Source organism: Paraburkholderia fungorum, from assembly GCF_902833645.1.
Classification (GTDB): Bacteria; Pseudomonadota; Gammaproteobacteria; order Burkholderiales; family Burkholderiaceae; genus Paraburkholderia; species Paraburkholderia fungorum.
In genome coordinates this window covers 740,890-754,883 of the sequence record NZ_CADFGE010000001.1, presented here as the reverse complement: position 1 = coordinate 754,883, position 13,994 = coordinate 740,890, and the positions used below count along the sequence as shown (strand labels likewise).

At 64.1% G+C, this 13,994-nt stretch carries 13 protein-coding genes; all 13 read left to right on the top strand.

The window, feature by feature from the left end:
- Positions 1-69: 69 nt before the first annotated feature.
- Positions 70-777 carry a DUF4136 domain-containing protein gene (locus HWX91_RS03360; protein ID WP_028200136.1) on the top strand — a complete coding sequence of 236 codons (708 nt, stop codon included), beginning with the start codon at positions 70-72 and terminating at the stop codon, positions 775-777.
- 693 nt (positions 778-1,470) lie between these two features.
- Entirely contained in the window at positions 1,471-2,214 is a 744-nt protein-coding gene (locus tag HWX91_RS03355) for a beta-ketoacyl synthase chain length factor (RefSeq protein WP_028200135.1), read from the top strand.
- A complete protein-coding gene (locus HWX91_RS03350; protein ID WP_028200134.1) occupies positions 2,198-2,992 on the top strand; it encodes a lysophospholipid acyltransferase family protein in 795 nt (264 codons plus the stop codon). Before HWX91_RS03355 ends, HWX91_RS03350 begins: the two co-directional genes overlap by 17 nt.
- Positions 2,967-3,266 (top strand): phosphopantetheine-binding protein, encoded by a 300-nt coding sequence (locus HWX91_RS03345; RefSeq protein ID WP_028200133.1) that lies wholly within the window; start codon positions 2,967-2,969, stop codon positions 3,264-3,266. Before HWX91_RS03350 ends, HWX91_RS03345 begins: the two co-directional genes overlap by 26 nt.
- Positions 3,267-3,268: 2 nt before the next feature.
- Positions 3,269-3,520, top strand: a complete 252-nt coding sequence (locus HWX91_RS03340) for an acyl carrier protein (RefSeq protein WP_028200132.1) — start codon at positions 3,269-3,271, stop codon at positions 3,518-3,520.
- Positions 3,520-4,182: a COG4648 family protein gene (locus HWX91_RS03335; RefSeq protein WP_028200131.1), complete on the top strand. Its 663-nt coding sequence runs from the start codon at positions 3,520-3,522 to the stop codon at positions 4,180-4,182. The genes HWX91_RS03340 and HWX91_RS03335 overlap by 1 nt, the downstream gene beginning before the upstream one ends.
- On the top strand, positions 4,179-5,876 hold the full coding sequence (locus HWX91_RS03330) for an ApeI family dehydratase (protein ID WP_028200130.1): 1,698 nt from the start codon (positions 4,179-4,181) through the stop codon (positions 5,874-5,876). The genes HWX91_RS03335 and HWX91_RS03330 overlap by 4 nt, the downstream gene beginning before the upstream one ends.
- On the top strand, positions 5,876-7,654 hold the full coding sequence (locus HWX91_RS03325; RefSeq protein WP_028200129.1) for a glycosyltransferase family 2 protein: 1,779 nt from the start codon (positions 5,876-5,878) through the stop codon (positions 7,652-7,654). The genes HWX91_RS03330 and HWX91_RS03325 overlap by 1 nt, the downstream gene beginning before the upstream one ends.
- Positions 7,641-9,248, top strand: coding sequence for an HAL/PAL/TAL family ammonia-lyase (locus HWX91_RS03320; RefSeq protein ID WP_028200128.1), 1,608 nt, complete (start codon positions 7,641-7,643; stop codon positions 9,246-9,248). The genes HWX91_RS03325 and HWX91_RS03320 overlap by 14 nt, the downstream gene beginning before the upstream one ends.
- On the top strand, positions 9,245-9,676 hold the full coding sequence (locus HWX91_RS03315) for an acyl-CoA thioesterase (RefSeq protein ID WP_028200127.1): 432 nt from the start codon (positions 9,245-9,247) through the stop codon (positions 9,674-9,676). Before HWX91_RS03320 ends, HWX91_RS03315 begins: the two co-directional genes overlap by 4 nt.
- Entirely contained in the window at positions 9,664-10,362 is a 699-nt protein-coding gene (locus HWX91_RS03310) for a LolA family protein (RefSeq protein WP_028200126.1), read from the top strand. Before HWX91_RS03315 ends, HWX91_RS03310 begins: the two co-directional genes overlap by 13 nt.
- The gene (locus HWX91_RS03305) at positions 10,362-12,800 is read left to right on the top strand and encodes an MMPL family transporter (protein ID WP_028200125.1); all 2,439 of its coding nucleotides are present in this window, start codon (positions 10,362-10,364) and stop codon (positions 12,798-12,800) included. The genes HWX91_RS03310 and HWX91_RS03305 overlap by 1 nt, the downstream gene beginning before the upstream one ends.
- On the top strand, positions 12,797-13,993 hold the full coding sequence (locus HWX91_RS03300) for a beta-ketoacyl-[acyl-carrier-protein] synthase family protein (protein WP_028200124.1): 1,197 nt from the start codon (positions 12,797-12,799) through the stop codon (positions 13,991-13,993). The genes HWX91_RS03305 and HWX91_RS03300 overlap by 4 nt, the downstream gene beginning before the upstream one ends.
- Position 13,994 lies beyond the last annotated feature (1 nt).

Genomic DNA, 13,994 nt, shown 5'->3' with positions numbered 1-13,994 from the left:
CGGCTGCGCGCTAACGAACCCGATCAGGACTGGCAAGGACTGGCAATAACAGGCAACACGAGGTAGACCATGAAAACCAATCGATGGACCCGCCATGCCGCGCTGCTGCTGGGCGCGCTGACGGTGCTGCTATCCGGCTGCACGAGCTACGTGACCTCCCAGGTCACGGCGTTTTCCGACTGGAGCGGCAGCGACGCCACCCGCACGTATGCCTTCACGCGGCCGGCGGATCAGAAGAGCAACCTCGAACTCACTACTTACGAACGTATCGTCGGCAACGAACTCGCCACGCACGCATTCCGTCAGGTCGACGCTTCAGCGGCGCGCTACCTGGTGGGGCTGTCGTACGGGATTCGTTCGGACATGGTGACAGTCGCCCAGCCGGTGTATTACAGCCCGTGGCCGTCGCCGTACTGGGGCCGGCCGTTCGATCCGTGGGGCCCGTGGGGTCCATGGGGACCGTATCCGACGGCATACGTGAACCAGAGCTACCCGATTTTCACGCATCTGCTCGGCGTGCGGATCACCGAGCGTGCTAGCGGCAAGGAGGTTTATAACGTGACGGCGCGTAGCTCCGACGACGAATCGTCGCTGGTGAGAGCCATGCCTTATCTGGCGCGCAGCGCGCTGGCCGATTTCCCGCTCGGCAATGGGGTGGTCCGTACGGTGAAGATTCCGGTCGACAAGAATGGCGGGATCTCGAACGAGGCCGCTACGACGAGCGCCTCACCGGCGGCAGCACCGGCAGCGGCATCGGGCGCGAAGGTCGTGCAGTAAGCGCAAGCGACGGGTCGATACATCGAACGGCCTGGATTGCGGCGCAGTAGAAAAAACGGCCCGGCAGGTTGTTCCCGCCGGGCCGTTTGCTTTGTAAGCCCGCGCGTGTCTGATCGGGCGAAAGCCGGTAGCAATAGGCACGACCTTGCAAAAATGGCTGCACGGTAAGCATTCGTAAGTCGTGAGTATGATTGACCGGTTGCGCTGAGGCATTGAAGTGTTCCGAAACGAAACACGAATTTTCGAAAGTTAGTTGAAAGTTTCGGCATCTATTCGTGTTGTGCCGATCGAGACCGCTCTCCGCGAGCCGGTCCGCGAAGCTCGCGGCAAGTGGCTTTGCCGGCCGGTGGCCGGTTGTGCAACGGCCGCCAGGCTTGCCTCCATGAGTTTGTCCAGTGATCCGTCGCACCTGCGACACGGATACAGATAGATACGTCTTTTGTGGCTGATTTAATCCACAATATTCAGTATGATTCCGGCGACCGTAGGGCGCCTGAGCCAATCCGCAGATTAATTGTCAAAAGGCACCTAAATAATCGGGGCCACGTGCCGTTAAATCGCTGAACCCATATAACAAGATTGGATTGACCCCCGGCTGGAGATTGTGGTTCCGCGCGGCGCGCACACGCTGTGACGGTTGCATATTCCGTCAGTGGCCCTCAGCCCTCATCGCTTTTACGCGCGAACACCGATATGCCCGATCTGCACTGGACTATTCCGGTCGCTCGCTGGTCTAGCTGGCCTGCTGCCGCTTCTGTCGCACCCGATATCGGCTTTATCGAGCCGATTGTGCGGCGTCGTCTGAGCACATTGTCCAAGGTTGCCCTGAAGGTTGCACACGATTGCGTGGCGCAAGACGAGGTGCGGGTCGTGTTTGCTTCACGCCACGGCGAATTGCGGCGCACAACGGACATTCTGCGCCAGATCAGCGCCGGCGAACCGGTCTCGCCGACCGCCTTCAGTCTGTCGGTGCTGAACGCCATGACCGGCGTGTTCGGTATCGCGCGCGACGATCGCTCCGCCGCCAGCGCGATTTCGGCTGGCGCTCAGACGCTCGGTTATGCGCTGCTGGAAGCGTATGCGCAGTACGCAACGCAACCCGGCTCGCCGGTGCTGCTGGTATACGCCGACGAGCCCGCCGATCCGGCATACGGCACGATTGAAGACGAAGTGCAGGGCGGCGCGGTCGCGATCCTGCTGAACGGCGAAGCGGCGGCGGGGCAGTTGGCCTGCACGTTGTCCGGCGCGGGTGAGCGGGCGGCTGGCGAGGCTGCAGAGACCGCGCAACTGGCAAACCCCGCGAGCGAAGCAGGCGCGGAGGAAAGTTTCGCGACCCAGAGCCAGGCGCTGCTGCACTGTCTGGAAACCGGCAAGCCTGTCGTCTGGCAAGGCGCCGGCGCCGCCTGGCATTGGAGGTGGCATGAACAGGCGGCTTGATTATGTTTGGCGGTTCTGCGCGACAGGCATGGCCTTCGTCGTGTTTGGCGTCTGCGGCCTGCTGTTTTCGGTGCTGGTGTTCCCGCTCGCGTGGCTATGGCCGCACCGGGCCTCGCGCCAGCTTGCAGTGACAACGGTGATCCACTGGTTCTTCCGCGCACTGGTCGCGGTATTGCGGTGCATCGGCGTGATGGAGCTCGAGGTGTCGGGCGCGCAGGCATTGCGCGCGGGCGCTCCGGCAATCGTAGTCGCGAACCACCCGACCTACCTCGACGTGATGGTGCTGCTGTCGCTCACGCCGCGGGCCTGTTGCGTGGTGAAAAACGCGCACTGGGGCAACCCGTGTTTCTGGGGAATCGTGCGTTCGGCGGAGTATGTGAGCAATGCCGATCCCTCGGAACTCGTCGAAGCCGGCGCGCGGCAGCTCGCAGCAGGCTACACGATGATCATTTTTCCCGAAGGCACGCGCAGCCCGGCGCCGAACCGGCTGCACGCGTTTTCACGCGGTTTCGCGCACATGGCGTTGAAGGTCGGTGCGCCGATCGTGCCGGTTCTGATGGATTGCGATCCGCCGGCATTCACCAAGCAGATGCGCTGGTACGACGTGCCGGCGCGCGCGTTCCGGATACGCGTGAACGTGCTCGAGCCGTTCGGCGTCGAGCAACTTGCGGACCATGACACTTCACCGTCTCTCGCGGCGCGCAGCGTAACCAGCGCCATCGAAGCACATATCACCCAGCACCTGTTCGATTATGGATTCTTTAAAACTGGAAATTAAACAGCTCCTGATCGAAGCCCTCGATCTGGAGGACCTGAGCCCGGCCGATATCGACGACGATGCCCCGTTGTTCGATACCGACGGCATCGGTCTCGATTCGATCGACGCGCTCGAAATCGGCATCGTGCTGCGCAAACAATACCAACTGACCATCGCAGCGAACGACGAACGCACCCGCGAACACTTCCGCTCGATCAGCACGCTGGCCGCGCTGGTCGCGAGTCAACGCGAAACAGTCGACGCTGTGAACGAAACCACAAAAAAAGGGGATTAATCGTGTCCGAGGCAGAGATTCTTGAACGCATCCGCGCCATCTTCAAAGAGAACTTCGCGATCGAGCCGGAGCGCGTGACGCCCGAGGCGCACCTCTTCGAAGAACTCGATCTCGACAGCATCGACGCCGTGGACCTTGCGATCAAACTGCAGGAAATGACGGGCCGCCGCATCAAGCCGGAAGAGTTCAAGTCGGTACGCACGGTCGGCGACGTGATCGTTGCAGTCGAGTCGCTGCTGGCGGCACAGGGTTGATGCCAGCCGTGCGCTCGCGAATGCAAGCGGCGACGAGCGAGCCTCTCGAGGCATCGTCCGGCACCCAGCGGCACTGGGCCAAAGCGGTGCTCCAGGTTATGTTGAAACTCGCATACCCCGCGCTGATTCTGTGCGCCTGGCGCTGGGACACGCCGCGCTACGTCGGCTGCATGCTGTTTGCGATTCTGTGGCTGCAGCGCTGGGCCGGCAGCGGTCCGGTCGCGACCTCGTTGCGCCGGCTTTCCTCGATAGATTGGACCGTGGTCGGCTTGCTGAGCTGCGCCTCGGCGGCGATCGTACTCACCAACAGCGAACTGCTGTTGCGCCTCTATCCGTCGCTCGTCAATCTGGGGCTGCTGATCGCGTTCGGCGCGACGCTGGTGCGCGGGCCGTCGATGATCGAAAAATTCGCGCGGCTGGGCAATCCGAACCTGTTGCCAGGCGCCGTGCGCCATACGCGGCGCGTGACCCAGGTGTGGTGTGCTTTCTTCGCGCTGAACGGTGTGTTCTCCGCTTATACGGCGCTGTACTGGAGCCGTGCGAACTGGTCGCTCTATAACGGCGCGATCGCCTATGGATTGATCGGCGTGCTGCTGGTGGCCGAGATTATCTGGCGTTATCTGGTCGTGCTGCCGCGAGCCGCGCGTTCGGAGGCGGCATGATTGCGTTGCATGATTTGTTGTCGGCGGCTCTTGAGGCCTCCGTCGCGAATGCACCGGTATGCCGCGACGGCGCCACGGTGCTCGACCGTGCTGCGTTTCGCGCGCGCGTTTCAGCGCTGGTCGCGTTACTGCAGGCGCAAGACGCGCAACGCTACGCGCTGTGTATCGACGATCCTTTCGATTTTTCCTGCGCGCTGTTTGCGTTGTTCGCGTGCGGCAAGGAGCCGGTGATTCCGGCCAATGCGACACCGGGTTATCTCGCCGATCTCGCCGACGCGTACGACGCCGTGCTGACCGATGCGGACCTGCCGCATCATATGCAGGACACCGATGCGTTACCCGGGCCGGCCGTGTATACGATCGATCCGCACGCCCCGTTGACGCTCTATACCTCCGGCAGCAGCGGTACTCCCAAACCGATCCGCAAGTCACTCGCGCAATTCAATGCCGAAGTCCACACGCTCGAAAAGCAGTGGGGCATGCTGGTCGGCAATGCGACGATGCTTGCGAGCGTGCCGCATCATCACATCTACGGGCTGCTGTTTCGCATCATGTGGCCGCTCGCAGCGGGCCGCGCCTTTGAGCGCGCGATCAGCATCGAGCCGATGCATTTGCAGGCGCAGATCGGGCAGTGTGGGGCGACGGTGGTCGTCTCCACGCCCGCTCAATTGTCGCGTTGGCCCGCGTTGCCAGGCTTTGCCGCGTTGACGCCGGCACCGCGTGCATTCTTTTCTTCAGGTGGCCCGCTTGCCCTGGAAGCCGCGCAGGAATATGCGGCTGCCTACGGCGCCGCGCCGCTCGAAATCTACGGCAGTACGGAGACCGGCGGCATCGCGTGGCGTCGTCAGGATCAGACCGATGCATGGCAACCGGTGTGCGGCATCGAAGTGCGCTGCGACGAAGACGGTGCGCTGAACGTTCGCTCGCCGCATCTCGATCACGTCGGCTGGCATCGTACGGACGACAAGATCGCCTTCGACGCCGAGGGCCGCTTCCGCTTGCAGGGTCGGCTCGATCGTGTGCTCAAGCTGGATGGCAAGCGCGTGTCTCTGCCGGAGCTCGAAGCGCGTCTCGCGCTGCATCCGTATGTCGCGCAAGCGGCGATCGTGCCGCTGGAAGGCGCCTCGCGCGAGCGCGTCGGCGCCGTGGTGGCGCTCACTGAAGCCGGCAGCGAAGCATTGCGCACCGAAGGCCGTGTGCAATTCGCGAAGATCTTGCGCCGGCATCTCGCTGCGTATTTCGATGTGGTGGTGCTGCCGCGCCATTGGCGTTTTCGCCTCGCCTTGCCGTTCGACGCGCGCGGCAAACTGCCGGTGGCCGCGCTCGCTGCGGCGTTCGCGCCGCGCGCGGACGGCATGGAAGTGCTTGCCGAAGCCCGCAGCGCCGATAGCTTGCACTACGAACTGCGGGTGCCGCCCACGCTCGTGCATTTCGCCGGCCATTTCCCCGGTTTGCCGATTCTGCCGGGTGTCGTTCAGGTGCACTGGGCCGTGCGTCTGGCTGCCGAGCATGTGCCGGCCGTGAGCGCGCCGGCATCGATCGACCGGCTCAAGTTCATGGCGCCCGTGCCCCCGGGCGCGGTGCTCAATCTCACGCTTGCGCACGACGCAGCACGTGGACGCGTGCAGTTCAGTTACCGCTTGAGCGGGCGTGAATGCGCGTCCGGCGTGATCGTGTATCGGGAGCCTGCATGATGAGCATCGCTGCATGCATCGTGATTCCGATTTACAACCACAAGGACGCGATCGGCGCGACCGTGGCTCACCTCGCGGTGCACGGCTTGCCGATCTTTGTTGTCGACGATGGCAGCGATGAGGCGACCCAGCAGGTGCTCGCCGCGCTGGCGCGGCAGTACGCGGGGCAGCTCACGCTGCTGCGTTTGCCGGTCAACGGCGGCAAGGGTGCAGCGGTGATGGCGGGGCTGCGTGCCGCGCGCGCCGCGGCTTACACGCATGCGCTGCAGATCGATGCCGACGGTCAGCACGATGCGACGGATGTGCCACGCTTCATCGAAGCGGCGCGTGCGGAACCGGGCACGGTGATCCTCGGCCGCCCGGTCTATGACGAGAGCGTGCCGAAAGCGCGCCTTTACGGCCGTTATCTGACGCACGTATGGGTGTGGATCGAAACGCTTTCGCTGACGATTCGCGATTCGATGTGCGGCTTTCGCCTTTATCCACTGGCGCTGGCCTGCGAGCTGATCGACAGCGTGCAACTGCCGACCCGCATGGACTTCGACATCGAAATTCTCGTGCGTCTTTACTGGCGGCGTGCGGCCTTCCGCTCGATTCCGACGCGCGTCACCTATGCAAGCGACGGCGTCTCGCATTTCGATGTGCTGTGGGACAACGTGCGTATCAGCCGCAGTCATACGCGGCTCGTGTTCGGCATGCTGTGGCGTCTGCCGATGCTGCTCGCGCACAAGGTGATGCCACGCCGCGCGGCTGTTGCAAGTGAGCCGCGCGAGCCGGGTAAGCCGGATCATCCAGGTGAACCGGGCCAGCCGGCCGGGTCGCGCGAACAGAATCAGCAAGACTGGTGGCGCATCGCCGAACGCGGCAGTCACCTGGGCATGTCTTTGCTCGCGCTCAGTTGCAAGCTGTTCGGCCGCCGTTTCACCGCGCTCTGGCTGCATCCGATCGTCGCGTATTTTCTGCTCACGGGCCGTGCCGCGCGCGAGGCGTCGAGCAACTATTTCACGCATCTCAGCCAAACCGCGCCGCACGGCGATACGCCGCGTCCGGGTTGGCTGTCCGCCTATCGCCATATGCTGGCGTTCGCGCAATCGGGCTTCGACAAGCTGGCGGCATGGTCCGGCCGTGTCAACAACGGCGACGTCAAATTCGAAGATCCGTCGGCATTCGAAGCCCTGGTCGCGAGCGGCAAGGGTGCGCTCGTGATCGGCGCGCATCTCGGCAATCTGGAAATGACTCGCGCGCTCGCCGCGCAAGGCGCCTACGCGAAAGTCACCGCCGTGGTCTACACCGAACATGCGCGGCGCTTCAATAGCGTGCTGGCGTCGGCGAATAGCCAGTTCGCGCGGCATCTGCTCGAAGTCAGTGATTTCGGTCCCGAGACCGCCATGATGATGCAGGAGCGTGTCGACTCGGGCGAGTTGCTGGTGATCGTCGGCGATCGCGTGCCCGCTCATGAAGCGGGCCGCACAGTCGATGCGCAATTTCTCGGCTCGACCGCGCCGTTCGCGCAAGGCCCCTACGTGCTGGCGCATGCGCTGGGCTGCCCGGTCTATCTGTTCTTCTGCCTGAAAGAACGTGACGGCTACCGTCTGTATTTCGAGCCGTTTGCCGAGCGTATCGAGTTGCCGCGCCGTGAGCGCACGCAGCATCTTGCGGCGTGGGCGCAGCGTTACGCGGCGCGCCTCGAACACTATTGCCGCAAGGCACCTTATCAATGGTTCAATTTCTTCGATTTCTGGGCCAGCCCCAAGCGAGGCACACATGGCCGAACATGATCTGATCGACGCGCCGAATGCCCGCGCGAATGAGAACGCCCACGCAAACGCGGCGGCGGTGACGATCGGCGGGCGCAAGCTGACGATCGAGGAGGTCGTCGCGATCGCCCAGCACCGCCTGCCGGTTGCATTGAGCGCCGATCCGGCGTGGCGCGCACGCATTCAGCGCGGCGCGGATTTCCTGCGCCGGCATCTGGCGGCCGGCGCGACCGTATACGGCGTCAACACCGGTTATGGCGACGCATGCGTGGTCGATGTGCCGATGGAACTCGTCGAGGCCTTGCCGCTGCAACTGACGCGTTACCACGGCTGCGGAATGGGTCAGTATCTCGACGATGCGCAAACGTTCGCGGTGATCGCCGCGCGTCTGAATTCGCTCGCGTACGGTTTTTCGGGCGTGCGTCCCGTGTTGCTCGAGCGTCTCGCCGACCTGATCAATCATGGCGTGCTGCCGCGTATTCCGTCCGAAGGGTCGGTTGGCGCCAGCGGCGATCTGACGCCGCTCTCGTATGTGGCCGCCGCGCTTGCTGGCGAGCGCGACGTGATGTTCGAGGGCGCGTTGCGCAATGTGCGCGAGGTATGGGCTGAGCTCGGTCATACACCGTTGACGCTCGCACCGAAAGAAGGTCTCGCGCTGATGAACGGCACCGCGGTGATGACGGGTCTCGCGTGTCTCGCGTTCGCGCGTGCGGATCATCTGACGCGCCTGAGCGCGCGTCTCACGGCGCTCTCAACCGTGGCGCTCGACGGCCGTGCCGCGCATTTTGATGCAACGCTGTTCGAGGTGAAGCCGCACGTAGGCCAGGCCGAAGCCGCCGCATGGATTCGCAGCGATCTGAGCGGGCGCGACGATACGCCGGGGCATCGTCTGCAAGACCGCTACTCGATTCGCTGTGCGCCGCATGTGATCGGCGTCGCGCGCGATGCGTTGTCGTGGGTGCGCCGCGATGTCGAGAACGAACTGAACAGCGCGAACGACAACCCGCTGATCGATCCCGACAACGAGCGCGTGCTGCACGGCGGCAACTTCTACGGTGGCCATATCGCGTTCGCGATGGACTCGCTGAAGGTCGCGGTCGCCAATCTTGCCGATCTGATGGACCGGCAACTCGCGCTGCTGGTCGACGTGAACTTCAATAACGGCTTGCCGCGCAATCTGTCGGGCGCGGCTCCGGCGCGCGCCGCGATCAATCACGGTTTCAAGGCCGTGCAGATTTCCTCGTCCGCATGGACCGCCGAAGCGTTGAAGAACACGATGCCCGCGAGCGTATTCTCGCGTTCGACCGAGGCGCACAATCAGGACAAGGTCAGCATGGGCACGATCGCCGCGCGCGACTGTTTGCGCGTGCTGGAGTTGACCGAGCAGGTTGCCGCCGCGCACACGCTCGCGACGGTGCAAGCGGCCCGTCTGCGCCTGAAGATCGACAGCGGTACGCCGGTTCCCGCACCGCTGCAAAGCTTTATCGACAGCGTGACGGCGCACTCGCCGTTCGTCGACGAAGACCGCGCGCTGGAGAGCGATCTGCGCGCGCTGACCGCCCGCATCGCCGCATGCGATTTGCTGCACGACTATCGCGGAGGCTCGAACGCATGACCGGCTCCCCTAAGGTGCTGACAGCCAGCGCGACGGTCGAAGTGCCGTTTCACGACGTCGACGCGATGAACGTGTGCTGGCATGGCCACTATCTGAAGTACTTCGAGATCGGCCGCGCGGCGCTGTTACGCACGTTCGACTACGACTACCGCGAGATGCAGGCTTCGGGCTACCTGTGGCCCATCGTGGAGGCGCATCTGAAGTATGTGCGCCCGGCCACCTATGGCCAGGCGATCGAAGTACGCACACAACTGCTCGAACACGAAAACCGCCTGAAAATAGGCTATGAGATCGTCGATTGTGCATCCGGTACGCGGCTGACGAAGGGTTACACGATCCAGGTCGCGGTCGACGCCGCGACCCAGGAGTTGCAGTTCGTGTCGCCGCCGGTCGTGTTCGAAAAGCTGGAGCGCGTATGGGGACGATGAACTTGCGCAGCAGGGTGACGGGCACGGCCGCAGGGCTAGTGCTGGGCACGTTGACCCTCGCTGGCGTATCGGGCCTGACAGCCTGGCCGGCAGTAGCGGTCGCGGCAGAAGCAACGCAGGCCGCCGGTAACCCGGCGCTGGTTTCGCAAATCGCCTCCCATCTTGCACAAGCGAAAGGCGTGCGCGCGCAATTCACGCAGACGCAGACGCTCGCCGCGATGAAGCAACCGCTCGTCAGCACGGGCTCGCTGCTGTTCTTCCGCGAGCGTGGCGTGATCTGGCAGATAGAGACGCCATACAAGGCCACCTACGTGATCACCGATGCAGGCGTGACCGAAGTCAACGCCAACGGTCAGCGCGTAACGGCCCGCAGTGCCCAGGGCACGCGCGGCGTCGCCCAGGTCTCGAAGATGATGCGCGCGATGCTCGGCGGCGATCTGTCGGCGCTGTATTCGCAATTCGACGTGCAGGCCGAAGGCAGCGCCGCGCAGTGGCGCATGCAACTCACGCCGAACCAGCCGCAGATTGCGCAGTCGATCAAAGGCTTGCAGATGAATGGCGGCGACTATCTGCAAAGTCTGCGCATCACGCTCGCGAACGGCGACGTCACGAAGCTCGAGTTTGCAAAAAGCGCGGCGGTAAGCGAGCCGACGCCGGCTGAGCGCAGCCTGTTCGGAGCGCCGTAATGCAGGTGCTGCGCCAGCGGTCCGCGAAACAGGTGTGGGGCATCCGCGCCGCCTGGCTGTTGCTCGCGCTTGCCGCGGCGCTGTACTGCGGCTGGCGTTTCGCCGGACCTTCGCCGTTGCAGACCAATCTGCTGGCATTGCTGCCTGCCACCGAAGCGGATCCGGTCGCCGAAAAGGCGGTCGATACGCTGGCAGGCGCGCTCGGCGACCGCACGGTTTTTCTCGTCACCAGCAATGACGACGCGCATGCGAAGGCGGCCGCAAAGCAGCTCGGCGCGTCGTTACAGAAGAGCGGGGCGTTCGGCTCGGTGACGGCGGAATTGCCACCGTTCGATCTGTCGCAGATCGCGGCGCTGTATCTGCCTTATCGTTTCGGTCTGCTGACACCCGCCGACCGTACGACGCTCGTGCACAGCAATGCTTTGAATGCGAGCTTGCGCGACGCGCTCGCGCAGCGCATCTACAGCCCGTTGCGCGGCGCGCTGAGCACGTCGCTCGCCGACGATCCGTTCGGCTGGCTCGAACATTGGCTCGGCGGTTTGCCGCTCGCCACGTCGAATCTCGAACTCGAAGACAACATGCTGGTGTCGCATCGCGGTGCCGCGACGAGCGTGCTGATCGTCGCCACGCTGCCAGGTTCGGCTTACGAATCGACGACCCAGCGCGCCGTACTCAGCGCACTCGCGCAAGGCGAAAGCACGTTGAAGCAGGCGTTTCCCGACGTGTCGGTGGCGAGAACCGGCGCGGTGTTTTACGCGGAATCGGCACGCAGCGCATCGGAGCGCGAGGTGCACCTGATCGGCATCGCGTCGCTGTGCGGGATTGCGCTGCTGATGATGTGGGTGTTCCGCTCGCCGCGGCTATTGCTGCTAGGTTTTGTCTCGACAGCGCTCGGCATTGTCTGCGCGCTCGCGGCGACGATGCTGGTGTTCGGCCAATTGCATCTTTTGACGCTGGTGTTCGGCGCAAGTCTGATCGGCGAGGCGGTCGACTACTCGATCCAGTATTTTGTGGTCTATCTTGGCGCGGGTCGTGATTGGGATTCGCGCCGCGGTGCGCGCGCGGTACGTCCGGCCTTGACGGTCGCCCTTGCCACCAGCCTGCTCGGCTACGCGATTCTCATGTGGGTGCCGTTTCCCGCGCTCAAGCAGATTGCCTGCTTCGCGATGGTGGGGATTACGACGGCGTTTGCCTCCGTGCTGTACCTGTTGCCCGCGCTGCTCGCGCGGCCGCCGAAACGCAGCCCGCAGCGCCTGTTTGCCGGCGCCGCGCGGCTGCTGACGGTTTGGCATCGGACGATCGGCGGCAAGCGTGCATGGTTCGTCGCGGTGCTATTGCTGATCGTGGCGATTCCCGGCTGGCTGCGTTTGACGAGCGACGACGATATCCATTTGCTGATCCAGCGCGATCCTTCGCTGGTCGCGCAGGAAGACAAGGTACGCGCGGCGGTTGGCGTGGATAACAGCGCACAGTTTTTTGTGGTGCGTGGCGAGACGCCGGAGATCGTGCTGCAACGGGCCGAAGCGCTGGGTGCGAAGCTCGACGAACTGAACGGCACTGCGAACAGGGTCGGCACTTATCAGTCAGTGGCGCAGTTCGTGCCGTCAGCGAAACAGCAAAACGAAGACCGTGCATTGCTCGCACAGCACGTCTTCAACGATCCCGCGGCATTGCGTGCACTGCTGCTGCAGGCAGGGTTCAAGGACGAAGTCGCCGACGCCTGGCTTGCCGCGCAAGCCAAACCGGAGCCGCTGCTCACGGTCGATACATGGCTCGCCGCTTCGTGGTCACGGCCGTACCAACATCTATGGCTGGGCGTGGTCGATCCGGCTAGCCGAGCGTATGCAGCCGTTGTGATTCCGCAAGGCGTGACGCCACAGAACGAACCCGCGCTGATCGCCATCGCACGGACGGTTTCCGGCGTCGTATTCGTCGACAAGGCAGCGAGTGCGTCGAAACTGTTCGGCGAGTACCGCGTGGACAGCGGCTGGTGGCTCGGCGGCGCGCTGGCGCTCGTGCTCGTTTTGTTGATTCTGCGGTACGCCCGGAAGGATGTCTCCGTGGGGGACCGGTTGAGCGGCGGTATCGCCGTGATGCTACCGGTGTTGCTCGCGGTCGGCGTCACGCTCGCGGTGTTCGGTTACGTTCACGTGCCGCTCAATCTTTTCAATTGGCTCGCGCTGATGCTGGTGCTCGGCGTAGGCGCAAACTATGCGGTATTCCTGCGCGAAGGCTGTTTGCGCGCGGACGCCGATCTCGGCGCGGTGTGGACGGGCGTGCTGCTCTCGGCTGCCACCACGTTGTTGTCGTTCGGCATGCTCGGCATGAGCGCGATGCCCGCGCTGAAGAGTTTCGGCGCCACGCTCGCACTCGGCATCGCGGTGTCGGTGCTGCTCGCGCCGATCGGCATGCCATCGGAATCAAGGAGGGCCGTATGAAGGCGCCATCAGTTTATTTGCATGCGCTCGGCATGATCAATGCGCTCGGCAACGGCCTCGACGCAATCGTCCCGGCGCTGGCCGCCGCTCATGCACCCGGTATGGCGAACGCGCACACCGGCATTGGCGAAGCGTTTGTCGGCAGCGTGCTCGCGCCGCTCGATCTGGCGCCGCCGGCCGCGCTCGCGCGTTACGACTGCCGCAACAACCGCCTGTTGCTGGCCGCGCTGCAGCAGATCGAGCCAGCAGTCGCCGCGGCGCGCGAGCGTTACGGCGCGCATCGGATCGGCGTGGTGCTCGGCACCAGCACGTCGGGGATCGAAGCGGCCGAAGCCGCGTTCGTCTACCAGGCGCAAGCGGGCAATTTGCCCCCCAACTTCAATTACCGGCAGATGGAGATTGGCACAGTCGCGCCATTTGCCGCCGCCGCGCTAGGCGTGCAGGGCCCGGCGTTCACGATCTCGACCGCTTGCACGTCGAGCGCGAAGGCTTTTGCGTCGGCGCGCCGGCTGCTGCAATTACGGCTCTGCGATGCGGTGGTGGTGGGCGGTGTGGATTCGTTGTGCGAGCTGACGGTGCAAGGTTTCGCCTCGCTCGAATCGACCAGCGCCATGCGTACCAATCCGATGAGCCGCAATCGCTGCGGGATTAATGTCGGCGAAGGCGCCGCGGTGTTCCTGATGAGCCGCGACGAAGCGGAGGTACGGCTCGCGGGTGTCGGCGAATCGAGCGACGCCCATCACATTTCCTCGCCGGACCCGCAGGGTGTAGGTGGCGAACTCGCGTTGCGCGCGGCGTTGGCCGATGCGGGCATCGCATCGTCGGCGATCGGCTACGTGAATCTGCATGCCACCGCTACCCGCAAGAACGACGACATGGAAGCGAAATTGATGGCGCGTGTTTTTCCCGAAGGCGTCGCGACGAGCGGCACCAAACCGCTGACCGGCCATCAACTCGGCGCGGCGGGCGCCACCGAGCTGGCCTTCGCGTGGCTGACTTTGGCGCGCGACAACCGGGCCCAGCCCGTGCCGATGCCGCGTCATGTGTGGGACGGCGAGGCGGACCCCGCTTTGCCGGCGCTGGACCTGGTCGAAACCGAACGTTTTCTGCCGCACGGCGCGGCGTCGCAGTACGTGATGAGTAATTCGTTTGCGTTTGGCGGCAGCAATGTCAGCCTGATCCTCGGACGGTGAC